Here is a 16,221-nt window from a genome sequence, read left to right as displayed (position 1 = left end):
CGACGGCACGGCCCACATCGAGCAGTGCGGACTGTGCTCAGCCCAGGCGAGTCTCCAAGCGTTCGATGCGTTCGATCAAGGGGGCGAGCGCCGCGGTCAGCGCGTCCTTGGGCGGGGTGTGGCTGGCGCGCAGGTGGGCGTATCCGGCGAGGGCGGCGCTGACCGCTCGGCGGATGACGCGGGCGTCGGCGCCGCGGGCGCGCAGGACCTCGCCCGCGGCCCCGTCGGGCTCGGCGGCCAGGGCGATGAGCAGGTGTTCGCAGCCGACGTAGTTGTGGCCGAGGCCGATCGCCTCGCCGACGGCCAGCTCCAGGACGACAGCGCCCGACCGGCTGAAGCGGGGGCCGGTGGCGTCGCCGGTCGGCTCGGCGGTCTCGGGCGCGGTCAGCGTGGTGGGCGGGATGTCCATCGCGGTGAGGATCTGCAGGGCCAGGTTGTCGCCCTCGGCCAGGACACCGTGCAGCAGGGCGCCGGTGGTGACCGGCTCGCCGCGCTGTGCGGCCAGTTCGAGGACGGTGACCAGCCGGGCCGTGAAGCTGGGGAGGCGCTCGGCCAGGGCGGCCGGGTCGAGGTCGATGGCGGTGGCGTCGCGGATGGCGGCGACGCGCTGGACGGCCTGCTCCAGAGCGCGCTGGCAGATCGCGGAGACGGGGATGCCGCTCTCCCGGACGGCGTCGGCGAGGTCGTCGGGCAGGTACACGTTGATTTTCGGCATGGCTCATGTGTAACCCGTATGGGGGTAGAAAGATATAACCCCATTCCGGGTGGTGGAACGGGCGCCATGGGGTGCGTCCCGCCGCGGGCGCGGGTCTAGGGTTTGCGCCGTGGTGACACGAATTCAGGTGGCCGGTGACCGTCCGTACGACGTGCTTGTCGGCCGGGATCTGACGAACGAGCTGCCGTCGCTGATCGGCGGGGCCGCGCAGGCCGCTGTCCTCTTCTCGGCGCCGCTGCGCGACCGGGCGGAGCGGATCGCGGCCGCGACGGGGGTGAAGACCCTGCTCATCGAGGTGCCCGACGCCGAGGCGGGCAAGAGCGTCGAGGTCGCGGCGATCTGCTGGGACGAGCTGGGCGCGAACAACTTCACCCGTACGGACGTGGTGATCGGCGTGGGCGGAGGAGCGGTCACCGACCTGGCCGGTTTCGTGGCCGCGAGCTGGCTGCGCGGGGTGCGGTGGGTGCCGTGCTCGACGTCGCTGCTCGGCATGGTCGACGCGGCCGTGGGCGGCAAGACCGGCGTCAACATCGCCGCCGGCAAGAACCTGGTCGGCGCGTTCCACCCGCCGGCCGGCGTGCTGTGCGATCTCGACTCGCTGGCCACGCTGCCGGCCGACGATCTGGTGGCCGGGCTGGCTGAGGTGATCAAATGCGGGTTCATCGCCGATCCGGTCATCCTCGAGCTGATCGAGAAGGGTGACCTCGGCGACGCCGTGCTGCGGGAGCTGGTCGAGCGGGCGATCCGGGTCAAGGCTGAGGTGGTGGGCGTCGACCTGAAGGAGTCGGGGCTCCGCGAGATCCTCAACTACGGGCACACGCTCGCGCACGCCATCGAGAAGCGCGAGCGGTACACGTGGAAGCACGGGCACGCGGTGGCGGTCGGCATGATCTTCGCGGCCGAGCTGGCCCGGCTGGCCGGGCGCCTGGACGACGAGACCGCGCGGCGGCACCGGGCGGCGCTGGAGAAGGCCGGACTGCCGACCTCGTACCCGGCCGAGGCGTGGCCCGAGCTGCTGAGCGCGATGCGGGTCGACAAGAAGGCGCGGGCGGCCACGCTGCGGTTCGTGGTGCTCGACGGCCTGGCCGAGCCGGGCATCCTGACCGGCCCGGACGAGAGCCTGCTCGAGCGGGCGTACGCGGAGGTGGCGCGATGATCTACGTGCTGAACGGCCCGAATCTCGGCCGTCTGGGGACCAGAGAGCCTTCGGTGTACGGCCACACCACGTACGCCGACCTGGAAAAGCTCTGCCTGGAGACCGCGGAGCGGCTCGGCGTGCGGGTGGAGGTGCGCCAGACCGACGCCGAGTTCGAGATGATCCGCTGGCTGCACGAGGCGGCCGACGAGGGCGCCGACGTGGTGCTCAACCCGGCCGGGTGGTCGCACTACAACATCGCCGTCCGGGACGCGGCGGCCCAACTGGGCGGCCGGCTCATCGAGGTGCACATCTCGAACATCCATACCCGCGAGGAATTCCGGCATCATTCGGTCATCTCGGCCGTCGCCACCGGGGTTCTGGCGGGTCTGGGTGTCGATGGTTACCGGCTCGCGCTCGAGCACCTGGCCCGATTCGCCGGTTAGACGTTCCCGCCGGTAAACTCGGTCGGTCACCGACAGCTTCCATAGAAATCAAGGCAGGGCATGGCTTCCACGAACGACCTGAAGAACGGCCTGGTGCTCAACCTCGACGGCGGCCTCTGGTCCGTGGTGGAGTTCCAGCACGTCAAGCCGGGTAAGGGTGGCGCGTTCGTGCGCACCACGCTGAAGAACGTGCTGTCCGGCAAGGTCGTCGACAAGACGTTCAACGCCGGCACCAAGGTCGAGACCGCCACGGTCGACAAGCGCACGATGCAGTACCTCTACCAGGACGGCGAGGACTTCGTCTTCATGGACCTGGACACCTACGAGCAGATCACCGTGGCCGGCGCGACCGTCGGCGAGAACGCGAACTACCTGCTCCCCGAGGCCGAGGCGACTGTCGCCACGCACGAGGGCGTGCCGCTCTACATCGAGCTGCCGACCAGCGTGTTCCTCGAGGTCACCTACACCGAGCCGGGCCTGCAGGGCGACCGCTCGACCGGTGGCACCAAGCCGGCGACCGTCGAGACCGGCGCGACCGTGAACGTTCCGCTGTTCATCACCACCGGCGAGAAGATCAAGGTCGACACCCGCGACGGCCGTTACCTCGGTCGTTCCTGATCATGGCTGACGCCCCTCGCTCGACGCAGACGCCGGCCCGTCGCAAAGCCCGGAAACGGGCCTTGGATGTGCTGTACGAGGCCGATCTGCGTGACCTCCCGCCGCGGGAGGTGCTCGCCACCTACCTCGAGCGCATCGCCAAGCCCCATCCGGATCACCTGGAGTACTCGGTCGGCCTGGTCGAGGGCGTGGCCGAGCACCTCGACCGCATCGACGAGCTGATCGCCAGCTACGCCGAGGGCTGGACCCTCGAGCGGATGCCGGTGATCGACCGCAACCTGGCCCGGATCGCCGTCTACGAGCTGCTCTACGTCCCCGAGATCGACGATCCGGTCGCCATCTCCGAGGCGGTCGAGCTGGCCAAGACGATGTCCACCGACGACAGCCCGCGGTTCCTCAACGGCATTCTCGGCCGGATCGCGGAGTTCGCGACCCGCTGAGCGCTTCTCAGGCCCCGGGCTCTTCGGAGTGCGGGGCCTTCGTGCTGCCTCGACGTGTTGCTTGATCAAAACGGTCGACATCACTCCACGTGGCGGTCGCCCTTACCGTGACCGAGTTTGCGGGGGTTTGGCACCACGGTGAGCACGCCCTTGCGATCTCCCCGCGCGAAAGGCGCGCTATGGCCGGCCCCGGACGATGGTCGCGCTGCGCCTGCGGGGCGGAGTCACTTGCGCTTGGGCCAGTCGGCGTGGCGTACCTCGGCGGTTGAACGCAAAAAAGCCCGCGTGCGGAACGCGGGCTTTTCAGCGTGTGGGACTCGGCGCCGGCGCGGCGAGTCGCAGGGGGGATGGGGGGATTGGTGCGCTTCGCCTCATGGAGAAAAGGAGGCGGAACGTTTCAGTTGGTGAACGTCAGCTGGCGAAGAAGGCGCGCGGGTCGGCCACGAGGACACCCTGCTCGGTGAGGCGCTCGATGAGGCCCGAGGGGGAGATGTCGTAGACGATGGCGAGCGCCCGCAGGTCGTCGGCGCGGATGGAGAGGACGCGGCCGTTGTAGTCGCCGCGCTGCTGCTGGATCGCACGGGCGTACCGCGCGACGTAGGCGAGGTCCTCGCCGGTGGTGTCGTACAGCTTCTCGAGGTCCAGCACGATCTTGTTGGTGGCCTCGAGGCGGACACCGCTGCCGTCGGGCAGCAGCTCCGACACGGGAACGCGGTAGAAGTCGGCCAGCTCGGCGAGACGCGAGACGGTGACCGCGCGGTCGCCACGCTCGTACGATCCCACCACGACGGCCTTCCAGCGACCGTTCGACTTCTCCTCCACGCCCTGCAGGGACAGGCCCTGCTGCTGGCGGATGGAACGCAGGCGGGCGCCCAACGACTTGGCGTACTCAGACGGCATTCGGAACACTCCCACTGTGCATGCCGCGGAGGGTTCTTCCTCCGCGATCGCTACGCAGCGTGACGGTACGGAGTTTGCGACTTCCGGTCAAGTGTCGGTTACCGATGAGTCGTGTGGCACACGGTAGATCTGTCTGATTAGTCCGTCTGACGTGACGGTCAGCCATGTCACGATGGCCGCCGCCGGCGGCACTGGTAACGTAGCGTCAGCCCATGTGGTGGCCCCTCCCGGGACCATCCTGAACTTCCTTTAACGACCCGTCCCGTGAGGCGGGGAAGGAGGTCCGCCGTGGCGCAGCCACGTGCCGACACGCCCAGCAAGATCATTTTGAGCGCGTCCGACCTGCACCGGGTCGTCGACCGGGTCGCTCATCAGATTCTGGAGAAGACGTCCGGCGCCACCGGCACCGTCCTTCTCGGGATTCCCACTCGCGGCGTGCCGCTGGCCCAGCGCCTGGCCGCCCGCATTCACGCGTTCGAGGGCATCGACGTGCCCGTCGGATCGCTCGACATCACCCTCTACCGCGACGACCTGCGGCTGCACGCCACCCGCGCGCTCGGCAAGACCGAGCTGCCCGGCGGCGGCATCGACGGCCTGCGGGTCATCCTCGTCGACGACGTGCTGTTCAGCGGCCGCACGGTCCGCGCCGCCCTCGACGCCCTGAACGACGAGGGGCGCCCCAGCTCGGTGCAGCTCGCGGTGCTGGTCGACCGGGGCCACCGGCAGCTGCCGATCCGCGCCGACTACGTCGGCAAGAACATTCCGACCGCGCTCTCGGAGAGCGTCCGCGTCTCACTGACCGAGACGGACGGGCTCGACGAGGTACGACTGACGGGGAGCGAAAATTGATCAAGCATCTCCGTTCGGCGGCCGACCTCGACGCGGCCACCGCCACCCTCATCCTGGACACCGCGGGCGAGATGGCCGCCCTGGCCGGCCGCGAGGTCAAGAAGCTGCCGACGCTGCGCGGCCGCACGGTGGTCAACCTCTTCTACGAGGACTCGACCCGCACCCGCATCTCGTTCGAGGCGGCGGCCAAGCGCCTGTCGGCCGACGTCATCAACTTCTCGGCCAAGGGCTCCAGCGTCTCGAAGGGTGAGAGCCTGAAGGACACCGCGCTGACCCTGCAGGCCATGGGCGCGGACGCGGTGGTGATCCGCCACCCGGCGTCGGGCGCGCCGCACCGGCTGGCCCAGTGGGTCGACGGGTCGGTGGTCAACGCCGGCGACGGCACCCACGAGCACCCGACCCAGGCGCTGCTGGACGCGTACACGATGCGCTCGCGCCTCGGCCGGCTCGACGGCCTCAAGGTCGCCATCGTGGGTGACGTGCTTCACAGCCGGGTCGCGCGATCAAACGTTCTGCTGCTCACGACGCTGGGCGCGCGGGTGACTCTGGTCGGCCCGCCGACCCTCATCCCGCTCGACGTGGCGGCCGCTCTCTCCAAGACGACGAAAGTGTCGTACGACCTCGATAGCGTCCTGCCCGACATGGACGTCGTGATGATGCTTCGAGTGCAGACCGAGCGCATGCAGGACTCGTACTTCCCCTCCGCGCGGGAGTACAGCCGGCGCTACGGCCTCGACCTCGCGCGCATGCGCAAGCTGCCCGAGCACGCGATCGTCATGCACCCCGGCCCGATGAACCGGGGCATGGAGATCACGCCCGAGGTGGCCGACTCCTCCCGATCCACCATCGTCGAACAGGTCGCCAACGGGGTCAGCGCCCGCATGGCCGTCCTCTATCTGCTGCTTGGGGGCAAGGCGTGAGCTCATACTTGATCAAGGGCGTGTCGGTGCTCGGCGCCGATCCGGTTGATCTGGCGATTGTCGATGGCCGCATTTCCGACAAGTCGGATCCCTCCGCAGAGGTGATCGACGCCGCCGGCCTGGTCGCGCTGCCGGGCCTGGTCGACCTGCACACCCACCTGCGCGAGCCGGGCCGTGAGGACGCCGAGACGGTCGAGACCGGCTCCCGGGCGGCCGCGCTCGGCGGGTACACGGCCGTCTTCGCGATGGCCAACACGTCGCCGGTGGCCGACACCGCGGGCGTGGTCGAGCAGGTCTGGCGCCTGGGCCGCGAGGCCGGCCTGGTCGACGTGCAGCCGATCGGCGCCGTCACCGTGGGCCTGGCCGGCAAGCAGCTGGCCGAGCTGGGCGCGATGGCCACCTCGGCCGCCGGGGTGCGCATCTTCTCCGACGACGGCTTCTGCGTGGCCGACCCGCGCCTCATGCGCCGCGCCCTGGAGTACGTGAAGGCGTTCGACGGCATCATCGCCCAGCACGCCGAGGAGCCCCGGCTCACCGAGGGCGCCCAGATGCACGAGGGCGAGGTCAGCACCCGCCTCGGCCTCACCGGCTGGCCCGCGGTCGCCGAGGAGGCGATCATCGCCCGCGACGTGCTGCTGGCCGAGCACGTGGGCAGCCGCCTGCACGTCTGCCACGTCTCCACCGCCGGCTCGGTCGAGGTGCTCCGGCAGGCCAAGGCCCGCGGCGTCCGGGTGACGGCCGAGGTGACGCCGCACCACCTGCTGCTCACCGACGAGCTGGCCGCGTCCTACGACCCGGTCTTCAAGGTCAACCCCCCATTGCGTACGGCGTCCGACGTGCACGCCCTTCGGGAAGCGCTGATCGAGGGCGTCATCGACGTGGTCGCCACCGACCACGCGCCGCACGCGGTGGAGGACAAGGAGTGCGAGTGGGCGTACGCCCGGCCCGGCATGGTGGGGCTGGAGACGGCGCTGCCGGTCGTGCTCTCGGTGCTCGGCGAGCGGTGGGACCTCATCGCCGACCGCATGTCGCGCACTCCCGCCAAGATCGCGGGCCTCACCGGCCACGGCACCGACCTCAGCGTCGGGAGCCCGGCCAACCTCACGCTGGTGGACCCGTCCGCCCGCCGGGTCGTCGACCCGGCCGAGCTGGCGAGCCGCAGCCGCAACACACCGTACGCGGGCACCACCCTGCCGGGTCGCATCGTGGCGACGTTCCTCCGGGGAGTTCCTACGGTCCTCGATGGGAAGGCTGTTAAGTGACGAAAGCAATCTTGGTCCTGGAAGACGGGCGGACCTTCTCCGGTACGGCGTACGGCGCTGTCGGGGAGACGTTCGGCGAGGCTGTCTTCACGACCGGCATGACGGGTTATCAGGAGACGCTGACCGACCCCTCGTACCACAAGCAGGTCGTCGTCCAGACCGCGCCGCAGATCGGCAACACGGGCGTCAACGAGGAGGACGACGAGTCCTCTCGCATGTGGGTCGCCGGCTATGTCGTGCGTGACCCCGCCCGCCGACCCTCGAACTGGCGCTCCACCGGCGATCTGGGCGACCGGCTCGCGGCCGAGGGGATCGTCGGGATCAGCGGCGTCGACACCCGGGCTCTGACTCGCCACCTGCGGTCGCGCGGCGCGATGCGAGTCGGTGTCTCATCGGTCGACCTGGACCCCTCGTCGCTCCTTGAACGTGTTCAGGCGCAGCCGCAGATGGTTGGCGCGGATCTTTCCGGCGAAGTTAGCACTCCGGACATTTACACCGTTTCTGCTGTCGGTGAGCACCGCTACACGGTCGCCGCGCTCGACCTCGGGATCAAGCGCAACGTCACCCGGCGGCTGGCCGAACGCGGCGTCACCACGCATGTCTTCCCGGCCTCGTCGTCGATCGAGGACCTCCTGGCCGTCAGCCCGGACGCGGTGTTCTTCTCGCCCGGCCCGGGTGACCCGGCCACGGCGGACGGCCCGGTCGCGCTGGCCCGCGAGGTCATGCGCCGCGAGAAGCCGCTGTTCGGCATCTGCTTCGGCAGTCAGATTCTCGGCCGGGCGCTCGGCTTCGGCACCTACAAGCTGGGCTACGGCCACCGCGGCATCAACCAGCCGGTGCTCGACAAGACCACCGGCAAGGTCGAGGTGACCAGCCACAACCATGGCTTCGCGGTCGACGCCCCGCTGAACAAGGTGATCGACACCGACTTCGGCGGCGTCGAGGTGTCGCACGTGTGCCTCAACGACGACGTGGTCGAGGGCCTGCGGGGCATCGAGGTGCCCGCGTTCACTGTCCAGTACCACCCCGAGGCCGCCGCCGGCCCGCACGACGCCGACTACCTGTTCGATCGGTTCGTCGAGCTCGTGGAAAAGAAGGGCTGACCCACATGCCGAAGCGTGAAGATCTCAAGCACGTCATGGTGATCGGCTCCGGCCCGATCGTCATCGGCCAGGCCTGCGAGTTCGACTACTCCGGCACCCAGGCCTGCCGGGTGCTGCGGGCCGAGGGCATCCGCGTCTCGCTGGTCAACTCCAACCCGGCCACGATCATGACGGACCCGGAGTTCGCCGACGCCACGTACGTCGAGCCGATCACCCCCGAGTTCGTCGAGCTGGTCATCGCCAAGGAGCGCCCCGACGCGATCCTGCCCACGCTGGGCGGGCAGACCGCGCTCAACACCGCGATCGCCCTGCACGAGAGCGGCGTCCTGGAGAAGTACGGCGTCGAGCTGATCGGCGCCGACGTCGACGCCATCCGCCGCGGCGAGGACCGCCAGCTGTTCAAGGAGATCGTGGCCAAGGCCGGCGGCGAGACCCCGCGCTCGCGGGTCTGCCACTCGATGGACGAGGTCAAGGCGACGGTGGCCGAGCTCGGCCTGCCGGTCGTCATCCGACCCTCGTTCACCATGGGCGGCCTCGGCTCGGGCATGGCGCACACCGACGAGGACCTGGAGCGCATCGCCGGCTCCGGCCTCGCCGCCTCCCCGGTGCACGAGGTCCTCATCGAGGAGAGCGTGCTCGGCTGGAAGGAGTACGAGCTCGAGCTGATGCGCGACAAGCACGACAACGTCGTGGTCGTCTGCTCGATCGAGAACGTCGACCCGATGGGCGTGCACACCGGCGACTCGGTCACCGTGGCGCCGGCCATGACGCTGACCGACCGGGAGTACCAGAACCTGCGCGACCTCGGCATCGCCGTGCTGCGCGAGGTCGGCGTCGACACCGGCGGCTGCAACATCCAGTTCGCGATCAACCCGGACAACGGCCGGCTCGTCGTGATCGAGATGAACCCGCGCGTGTCCCGCTCGTCGGCCCTGGCCTCCAAGGCGACCGGCTTCCCGATCGCCAAGATCGCGGCCAAGCTGGCCATCGGCTACACGCTGGACGAGATCCCGAACGACATCACGCTCAAGACGCCGGCCGCCTTCGAGCCGGCCCTCGACTACGTGGTCGTGAAGATCCCGCGGTTCGCGTTCGAGAAGTTCCCCGGGGCCGACGCCGAGCTGACCACCACGATGAAATCGGTCGGCGAGGCGATGTCGATCGGCCGCAACTTCGCCGAGGCGCTGAACAAGGCGATGCGGTCGATGGAGACGAAGGCCGCGGGATTCTGGACGTCGCCTTCTTTCGAGACGGCGGAGGCCGCCCTCGAGGCGATGCGCGTTCCGCACGACGGCCGGCTCTACACCGTGGAAGCCGCGCTGCGGCTCGGCGCCACCGTCGAGCAGGTGCACGAGGCCAGCGGCCGCATCGACCCCTGGTTCCTCGACGAGATCAAGGCGCTGGTCGACCTCCGCCAGGAGATCCTGGACGCGCCCGTGCTGGACGAGGAGCTTCTTCGTACGGCCAAGCGCTCCGGAATCTCCGACAAGCAGCTCGCCGCGCTGCGGCCCGAGCTGGCCGGTGAGGACGGCGTCCGCACGCTGCGCCACCGGCTCGGCGTGCGCCCGGTCTACAAGACTGTCGACACGTGCGCGGCCGAGTTCGAGGCGAACACGCCCTACCACTACTCCACGTACGACGAGGAGACCGAGGTCGCGCCCTCGGACCGGCCCAAGGTGCTGATCCTGGGCTCGGGGCCGAACCGCATCGGGCAGGGCATCGAGTTCGACTACTCCTGCGTGCACGCGGTCATGGCCTTGCGGGGGGTCGACTTCGAGACCGTCATGGTCAACTGCAACCCGGAGACGGTGTCGACGGACTACGACACCGCCGACCGGCTCTACTTCGAACCGCTCACCTTCGAGGACGTCCTCGAGGTGTTCCACGCCGAGGACAGCTCGGGCAAGGCCGCCGGCGGCCCCGGCGTGATCGGCGTGATCGTGCAGCTCGGCGGGCAGACCCCGCTCGGCCTGGCCAACCGGCTCAAGGCGGCCGGCGTGCCGATCGTCGGCACCTCGCCCGAGTCGATCGACCTGGCCGAGGACCGTGGGCTGTTCGGCGCCGTGCTGGCCAAGGCCGGCCTGCGCTCGCCCGACCACGGCACGGCGACCAGCTTCGACGAGGCCAAACAGATCGCCGACGCGATCGGCTACCCGGTGCTGGTCCGCCCGTCGTACGTCCTCGGCGGCCGCGGCATGGAGATCGTCTACGACGAGCCGACGCTGCGCGGCTACATCGAGCGGGCCACCGAGATCTCCCCGAACCACCCGGTGCTGGTCGACCGGTTCCTCGACGACGCGGTCGAGATCGACGTGGACGCGCTCTGCGACGCCAACGGCGACGTCTACATCGGCGGCGTGATGGAGCACATCGAGGAGGCCGGCATCCACTCCGGCGACTCGTCCTGCTCGCTGCCGCCGATCACCCTGGCCGGCTCGCACCTGGCCGAGGTGCGCCGCTACACCGAGGCGATCGCCCGCGGGGTCGGGGTGCGCGGCCTGCTCAACGTGCAGTACGCGCTCAAGGACGACGTGCTCTACGTGCTCGAGGCCAACCCGCGCGCGTCGCGGACCGTGCCGTTCGTCTCCAAGGCGACGGCGGTGCCGCTGGCCAAGGCGGCGGCCCGGATCATGCTGGGCGCCACCATCGGCGAACTGCGGGCCGAGGGCATCCTGCTGCCCGACAGCGACGGCGGGACGGTCCCGGAGAACGCGCCGATCGCCATCAAGGAGGCGGTGCTGCCGTTCAAGCGGTTCCGCACCCCGGCCGGCAAGGGCGTCGACAGCCTGCTCGGGCCCGAGATGAAGTCGACCGGCGAGGTCATGGGCATCGACGCCGGCTTCGGCCAGGCGTTCGCCAAGTCCCAGGCCGCGGCGTACGGATCGCTGCCCACCGCCGGCAAGATCTTCGTGTCGGTGGCGAACCGGGACAAGCGGGCCATGGTCTTCCCGATCAAGCGGCTGGCCGACCTCGGCTTCACGATCGTCACGACCGCCGGCACCGGCGAGGTGCTGCGCCGCTACGGCGTGGTCTGCGAGATCGTGCCGAAGCACTTCGAGAGCGCCGGCCAGAACGCGCTGGAACTCATCGCGGCCGGCGAGATCGCGATGATCATCAACACCCCGCAGGGTTCGGGCGCCAACGCCCGCTCCGACGGGTACGAGATCCGCAGCGCGGCGGTCACCGCCGACATCCCGTGCATCACCACGGTGCCGGGCGCGGCGGCCGCGGTCATGGGCATCGAGGCGCTGATGCGCGGCGACATGTCCGTCCGCCCGCTGCAGGAGCTGCACGCCGCCCTCCGGGGTGCCGAGAAGTGACCTTGTTCGAGTCCACCGTCCGGCCGGTCCTGTTCCGGCTGGGCGGTGGCGACGCGGAGACGGCGCACGAGTTCACGCTGCACCGGCTGGCCGGGCTGCCGGCGCCGGCGCGGTCGCTGATGCGTGCCCGCTACGCGACGAGCGCGCCGGTCGAGGCGTTCGGGGTCCGGTTCCCGAACGCGGTCGGCCTGGCCGCGGGCATGGACAAGAACGGCGTCGCGCTACCGGCGTGGCCGGCCCTCGGGTTCGGCTTCGTCGAGGTCGGCACGGTCACCGCGAAGGCGCAGCCCGGCAACGACAAGCCACGGCTGTTCCGGCTGCGCGGCAGCGAGGCGATCATCAACCGGATGGGCTTCAACAACGCCGGCGCGGCCGCCCTGGCCACCCGCCTGGCCGCGCTGGGCCCGATCGGCGTGCCGCTGGGCGTCTCGCTGGGCAAGTCGAAGGTGACCCCGCTGGAGGAGGCGGTCGAGGACTACCTGACCTCGCACCGGCTGCTCCACCCGTACGCGGACTACATCGCGGTCAACGTCTCCTCGCCGAACACCCCGGGCCTGCGCAGCCTGCAGGACAAGTCGGCGATCGCCGACCTGCTCAAGGCCCTGGTCGGCCCGAAGCCGGTGCTCGTGAAGATCGCGCCCGACCTGACCGAGCCGGCGATCGCGGAACTGCTCGAGGTCTGCCTGAGCCACGGCGCGGCCGGCGTGATCGCCACCAACACGACGCTGTCGCGTGACGGCCTGGCCCCCTCGGACCAGCCGCGGGCGGCCGAGGCGGGTGGCCTGTCGGGCCGGCCGCTGACCGAGAAGGCCCGCAAGGTCGTCCACTTCGTCCACACCGAGACCGACGGCCGCCTCCCGATCATCGGCGTCGGCGGCATCATGGAGCCGGACGACGCCGTCCGCCTGCTCGACGCGGGCGCGTCACTGGTGCAGCTCTACAGCGGCTTCATCTACCGGGGCCCGGCCCTGGTCCGGGCCGCGGCGAAGGCGGCCGCCGCCCATCACACGACCCTGGTCCGCCCGGCGCGATGACCAGCCCTCCGTCCCCGCCGGCCCCAGGCAGCACATCGTCTTCGGCCGGCCGGGCGGGGCGGTTGCTCGCGCTCGATCGGGCGCACGTCTGGCATCCGTACGGGCCGATGCCCGGCCGGAGCGAGCCCTATCTGGTCGAGAGTGCTTCCGGCGTACGTCTGAAGCTCGCCGACGGGCGTGAACTGGTCGACGGGATGTCGTCGTGGTGGGCCGCCATCCACGGCTATCGGCATCCCGCGCTGGACGAGGCGCTGGCCGGGCAGTCGCGGCGGATGAGTCACGTGATGTTCGGCGGGCTCACCCACGAACCGGCCGTCGAACTGGCGGCCGAACTGGTCGAGGTGGCCCCGGACGGGCTGGAGCACGTCTTCCTGTGCGACTCGGGGTCGGTCAGCGTCGAGGTCGCGATCAAGATGGCGTTGCAGGCCCGGCCCGGGCGCCGCAAGCTGGCGACCTGGCGGGGTGGATACCACGGCGACACCTTCCATCCGATGAGCGTGTGCGATCCGGACGGGGGGATGCACTCGCTGTGGACGGGGGTGCTGCCGGCGCAGGTCTTCGCGGACGCGCCGCCGGTGGAGTTCGACGAGGCGTACGCGGAAAAGCTCGTGGAAATGATCGAGCGGCACGCGGGGGAGCTCGCGGCGGTGATCGTCGAGCCGGTCGTGCAGGGCGCGGGCGGCATGCGGTTCCACCATCCGGGCTACCTGCGGGTGCTGCGGGAGGCGACCGCGGCGTACGGAGTCCTTCTGATCTTCGATGAGATCGCCACCGGGTTCGGGCGGACCGGGAAGTTCTTCGCGGCCGAGCACGCCGGGGTCGGGCCCGACATCATGTGTGTCGGCAAGGCGCTCACCGGTGGTTACCTGACGCTCGCGGCGGCGCTGTGCACGACGGCGGTCGCCGAGGCGATCTCGGACGGGCCCGAGGGCGGGCTCATGCACGGGCCGACCTTCATGGGCAACCCGCTCGCCTGCGCGGTCGCCAGAGCGTCGCTGAGGCTGCTGCGGGACGGATCCTGGGTAGATCACGTACGACTGATCGAAAACGGTCTCAGAGACGGTCTGGAGCCGTTGCGAAGGCGACCCGGCGTCGCGGACGTGCGGGTCCTGGGCGCCATCGGGGTGGTGCAGCTGGATCATGACGTGGACATCCGGGCCGCGACGGCCGCGGCGGTCGCGCGTGGGGTGTGGTTGCGGCCCTTCCGCGACCTCGTCTACACGATGCCGCCGTACGTCACCGGCGCCGAGGACGTCGCCCGGATCACCGCGGGCGTCGCCGCGGCGGCCACGGTCGGCTGATTCGGCGTCCCCCGGCCTCCGTCCGGCGTCTCTGCGGCGCAAAACACATCGCTATTTTTCGACTGCTTTGCCGGGTCGCGGCCCGGCCGATCGATCTGACTGCTTTGTCCGCTTAACGAGCGCCGCCGTCCCGGCGGCCGGCTCACCCATGAACCCCCTACCGCATCGGCCGCCCGCGCGCTGGCGGCCACCCGACACGGAAGAGGAATGACAGCGATGGAGACCTTCGGCAAGCGCCTCGTCGAGGCGACCGCGAAGCGCGGCCCGCTATGCGTCGGCATCGATCCGCACGCGGCCCTGCTCACCAAGTGGGGCCTGCCCGACGACGTGGCCGGCCTGGAACGCTTCGCCCTAACGGTGGTCGAAGCCCTGGCCGATCGGGTGGCCGTGCTCAAGCCGCAGTCCGCGTTTTTTGAGAGATTTGGGTCACGCGGCATCGGCATTCTTGAGTCAACTATCCGACAGTCTCGGGAGGCCGGAGCCCTTGTCCTGTTGGACGTGAAGCGGGGCGACATCGGTTCGACCATGGCCGCGTACGCCTCCGCCTACCTTGATCCGGCGAGTTCTCTGTGTGCCGACGCGATTACTGTGAGTCCCTATCTCGGATTCGGATCGTTGCAGCCGGCACTCGACGTCGCGGCCGCCAACGGCGGCGGCGTCTTCGTCCTCGGCCTGACGTCCAATCCGGAGGGACCGTCCGTCCAGCATGCCGTCGCGGCCGGCGGCCGCACCGTGGCGCAAACCATGATCGACGAGATTTCCCAGCTCAACAGGGGTGTGGAGCCCTTGGGAAGCTTCGGTCTGGTCATCGGGGCGACGATCGGCGAGACCGGCCACGACCTGTCCGCGGTGAACGGTCCACTGCTCGCGCCGGGCCTCGGGGCGCAGGGCGCGACCCCCGCCGACCTGCGCCGCGTCTTCGGCGAAAGCCTGCGTAACGTGCTGCCGTCGTACTCACGGGAAGTTCTGACAGCGGGACCATCAGTGGCCGGGCTGCGTCTAGCAGCAGAGCGGGCCGCAGACGAGTGCGCAGCTGCGCTCGGGTGAAAAGGTCCCTGCTTACCAGGGACGCGGACAGCGGGTGCGGGGGTACCCCCACGTTGCCGAAACCGCCGTTGACCGCTAGTTTTCCCCGCGCCGGGGAACCACATGCCCCTTTGGTTACCTGGCACACCACGTTTCACAGAAGCGCCGGTATTGACCTACCGTCGCGATAGGGACCTGAGGAGAACTGGTGCCGCTCCCGTCACTGAGCCCCGAGCAGCGCGCTGCCGCGCTGGAGAAGGCTGCTGAAGTTCGTAAAGCTCGGGCTGAGCTGAAGGAACAGCTCAAGTCCGGCAAGACCACCCTCGCCGCCGTGCTCGACCGCGCGGAAGAGGACGAGGTCGTCGGCAAGCTGAAGGTCTCGGCCGTGCTTCAGGCGCTGCCGGGCATCGGCAAGATCCGTGCGACGCAGATCATGGAGAAGCTGAAGATCGCTGACAGCCGCCGGCTGCGCGGTCTCGGCGACCAGCAGCGCAAGGCCCTCCTGGGGGAGTTCGCTGCGAACTGACTCGAGGGCTCGTGTTGAATGAGCCTTGTGAGCATGGATGACGACGCGCGCCCGGCGGCCCGACTCACCGTCCTCTCCGGCCCCAGCGGGGTCGGCAAGGACAGCGTGATCGAGTTGATCCGGGCGCGCTCGCCTTGGATCAAGCTGTCCGTGTCCGTGACGACGCGGAAGAAGCGCGACTACGAGACCGACGGCGAGCACTACCATTTCGTGACCCGCCAGGAGTTCCAGCGGCTGATCGATGGCGGACAACTGCTGGAGTGGGCCGAGTTCGCCGGCAACCTCTACGGCACGCCGCGGGCGCAGGTCGAGGGCTGGCTCGGCCAGGGCCGGCCGGTCCTGCTGAAGATCGACCTGCAGGGCGCGCGCCAGGTCCGGGCCTCGATGCCCGACGCGCAACTGATCTTCCTGGCCCCGCCCAGCGTCGAGGAGCTGCGCCGCCGCCTGGTCGGCCGGGGCACCGACGACGAGGAGACCATCCGGCGCCGCCTCGCCCACGCGGATGAGGAACTCGAAGCCGAGAAGGAATTCGACCGTACGGTCGTCAACGACTTCGTCGAGCGCGCGGCGGACGAGCTGGTAGGATTACTCGGTTCGTCATTTCTGACGCCCCAAGAGCATTAAGG

General features: G+C 69.9%; 16 protein-coding genes. 14 read left to right on the top strand and 2 right to left on the bottom strand.

What is annotated here, in order from left to right:
• Positions 1–37: 37 nt before the first annotated feature.
• A complete protein-coding gene (locus AB0C26_RS00730; RefSeq protein ID WP_360239327.1) occupies positions 38–715 on the bottom strand; it encodes a Clp protease N-terminal domain-containing protein in 678 nt (225 codons plus the stop codon).
• A 109-nt stretch (positions 716–824) separates the two neighbouring features.
• Here AB0C26_RS00730 and aroB point away from each other — a divergent pair, with 109 nt between their 5' ends.
• Genes aroB through nusB form a run of 4 tightly spaced genes read left to right on the top strand, consistent with a single transcriptional unit; the run spans position 825 to position 3,354 of the window.
• A complete protein-coding gene (gene aroB / locus AB0C26_RS00725; protein ID WP_360239324.1) occupies positions 825–1,871 on the top strand; it encodes a 3-dehydroquinate synthase in 1,047 nt (348 codons plus the stop codon).
• A complete protein-coding gene (aroQ, locus tag AB0C26_RS00720) occupies positions 1,868–2,296 on the top strand; it encodes a type II 3-dehydroquinate dehydratase (protein WP_360239321.1) in 429 nt (142 codons plus the stop codon). Before aroB ends, aroQ begins: the two co-directional genes overlap by 4 nt.
• Before the next feature lie 60 nt (positions 2,297–2,356).
• Positions 2,357–2,914: an elongation factor P gene (gene efp, locus AB0C26_RS00715; protein ID WP_097324586.1), complete on the top strand. Its 558-nt coding sequence runs from the start codon at positions 2,357–2,359 to the stop codon at positions 2,912–2,914.
• Positions 2,915–2,916: 2 nt separating this feature from the next.
• On the top strand, positions 2,917–3,354 hold the full coding sequence (gene nusB, locus AB0C26_RS00710; RefSeq protein ID WP_360239317.1) for a transcription antitermination factor NusB: 438 nt from the start codon (positions 2,917–2,919) through the stop codon (positions 3,352–3,354).
• Positions 3,355–3,765: 411 nt separating this feature from the next.
• Here nusB and AB0C26_RS00705 read toward each other — a convergent pair whose 3' ends face one another.
• The gene (locus tag AB0C26_RS00705) at positions 3,766–4,254 is read right to left on the bottom strand and encodes a transcriptional regulator (protein ID WP_020517563.1); all 489 of its coding nucleotides are present in this window, start codon (positions 4,252–4,254) and stop codon (positions 3,766–3,768) included.
• Positions 4,255–4,542: 288 nt separating this feature from the next.
• Between AB0C26_RS00705 and pyrR the strand changes: the two genes are divergently transcribed.
• The 10 genes from pyrR to gmk all read left to right on the top strand — a co-directional run bounded on the left by pyrR (position 4,543) and on the right by gmk (position 16,219).
• Complete coding sequence (pyrR, locus tag AB0C26_RS00700) at positions 4,543–5,103, top strand: bifunctional pyr operon transcriptional regulator/uracil phosphoribosyltransferase PyrR (RefSeq protein ID WP_360239313.1); 561 nt, start codon at positions 4,543–4,545, stop codon at positions 5,101–5,103.
• The gene (locus AB0C26_RS00695; protein ID WP_360239310.1) at positions 5,100–6,023 is read left to right on the top strand and encodes an aspartate carbamoyltransferase catalytic subunit; all 924 of its coding nucleotides are present in this window, start codon (positions 5,100–5,102) and stop codon (positions 6,021–6,023) included. The genes pyrR and AB0C26_RS00695 overlap by 4 nt, the downstream gene beginning before the upstream one ends.
• Positions 6,020–7,285: a dihydroorotase gene (locus AB0C26_RS00690; RefSeq protein WP_360239307.1), complete on the top strand. Its 1,266-nt coding sequence runs from the start codon at positions 6,020–6,022 to the stop codon at positions 7,283–7,285. The genes AB0C26_RS00695 and AB0C26_RS00690 overlap by 4 nt, the downstream gene beginning before the upstream one ends.
• The gene (gene carA / locus AB0C26_RS00685) at positions 7,282–8,388 is read left to right on the top strand and encodes a glutamine-hydrolyzing carbamoyl-phosphate synthase small subunit (RefSeq protein ID WP_360239304.1); all 1,107 of its coding nucleotides are present in this window, start codon (positions 7,282–7,284) and stop codon (positions 8,386–8,388) included. Before AB0C26_RS00690 ends, carA begins: the two co-directional genes overlap by 4 nt.
• A gap of 5 nt (positions 8,389–8,393) precedes the next feature.
• On the top strand, positions 8,394–11,708 hold the full coding sequence (carB, locus tag AB0C26_RS00680) for a carbamoyl-phosphate synthase large subunit (protein WP_360239301.1): 3,315 nt from the start codon (positions 8,394–8,396) through the stop codon (positions 11,706–11,708).
• Positions 11,705–12,742 carry a quinone-dependent dihydroorotate dehydrogenase gene (locus tag AB0C26_RS00675; RefSeq protein ID WP_360239298.1) on the top strand — a complete coding sequence of 346 codons (1,038 nt, stop codon included), beginning with the start codon at positions 11,705–11,707 and terminating at the stop codon, positions 12,740–12,742. The genes carB and AB0C26_RS00675 overlap by 4 nt, the downstream gene beginning before the upstream one ends.
• 62 nt (positions 12,743–12,804) lie before the next feature.
• Positions 12,805–14,043, top strand: coding sequence for an adenosylmethionine--8-amino-7-oxononanoate transaminase (locus AB0C26_RS00670; protein ID WP_360239295.1), 1,239 nt, complete (start codon positions 12,805–12,807; stop codon positions 14,041–14,043).
• A 216-nt stretch (positions 14,044–14,259) separates the two neighbouring features.
• Positions 14,260–15,090 (top strand): orotidine-5'-phosphate decarboxylase, encoded by an 831-nt coding sequence (gene pyrF / locus AB0C26_RS00665; protein ID WP_360239292.1) that lies wholly within the window; start codon positions 14,260–14,262, stop codon positions 15,088–15,090.
• Positions 15,091–15,277: 187 nt separating this feature from the next.
• Positions 15,278–15,595 (top strand): integration host factor, actinobacterial type, encoded by a 318-nt coding sequence (mihF, locus tag AB0C26_RS00660; RefSeq protein ID WP_020517554.1) that lies wholly within the window; start codon positions 15,278–15,280, stop codon positions 15,593–15,595.
• Positions 15,596–15,628: 33 nt separating this feature from the next.
• Positions 15,629–16,219, top strand: a complete 591-nt coding sequence (gmk, locus tag AB0C26_RS00655) for a guanylate kinase (RefSeq protein WP_360239289.1) — start codon at positions 15,629–15,631, stop codon at positions 16,217–16,219.
• Positions 16,220–16,221 lie beyond the last annotated feature (2 nt).

This window comes from Actinoplanes sp. NPDC048796, from assembly GCF_040650035.1.
Taxonomy (GTDB): Bacteria; Actinomycetota; Actinomycetes; order Mycobacteriales; family Micromonosporaceae; genus Actinoplanes.
This window is presented reverse-complemented; position numbering and strand designations above follow the sequence as displayed.

Bases quoted from the DNA above. Each gene is read 5' to 3' on its own strand.
- AB0C26_RS00730 (WP_360239327.1), bottom strand. From the start codon at position 715: ATGCCGAAAATCAACGTGTACCTGCCCGACGACCTCGCCGACGCCGTC.
- aroQ (WP_360239321.1), top strand. From the start codon at position 1,868: ATGATCTACGTGCTGAACGGCCCGAATCTCGGCCGTCTGGGGACCAGA.
- efp (WP_097324586.1), top strand. From the start codon at position 2,357: ATGGCTTCCACGAACGACCTGAAGAACGGCCTGGTGCTCAACCTCGAC.
- nusB (WP_360239317.1), top strand. From the start codon at position 2,917: ATGGCTGACGCCCCTCGCTCGACGCAGACGCCGGCCCGTCGCAAAGCC.
- AB0C26_RS00705 (WP_020517563.1), bottom strand. From the start codon at position 4,254: ATGCCGTCTGAGTACGCCAAGTCGTTGGGCGCCCGCCTGCGTTCCATC.
- carB (WP_360239301.1), top strand. From the start codon at position 8,394: ATGCCGAAGCGTGAAGATCTCAAGCACGTCATGGTGATCGGCTCCGGC.
- pyrF (WP_360239292.1), top strand. From the start codon at position 14,260: ATGGAGACCTTCGGCAAGCGCCTCGTCGAGGCGACCGCGAAGCGCGGC.
- gmk (WP_360239289.1), top strand. From the start codon at position 15,629: ATGGATGACGACGCGCGCCCGGCGGCCCGACTCACCGTCCTCTCCGGC.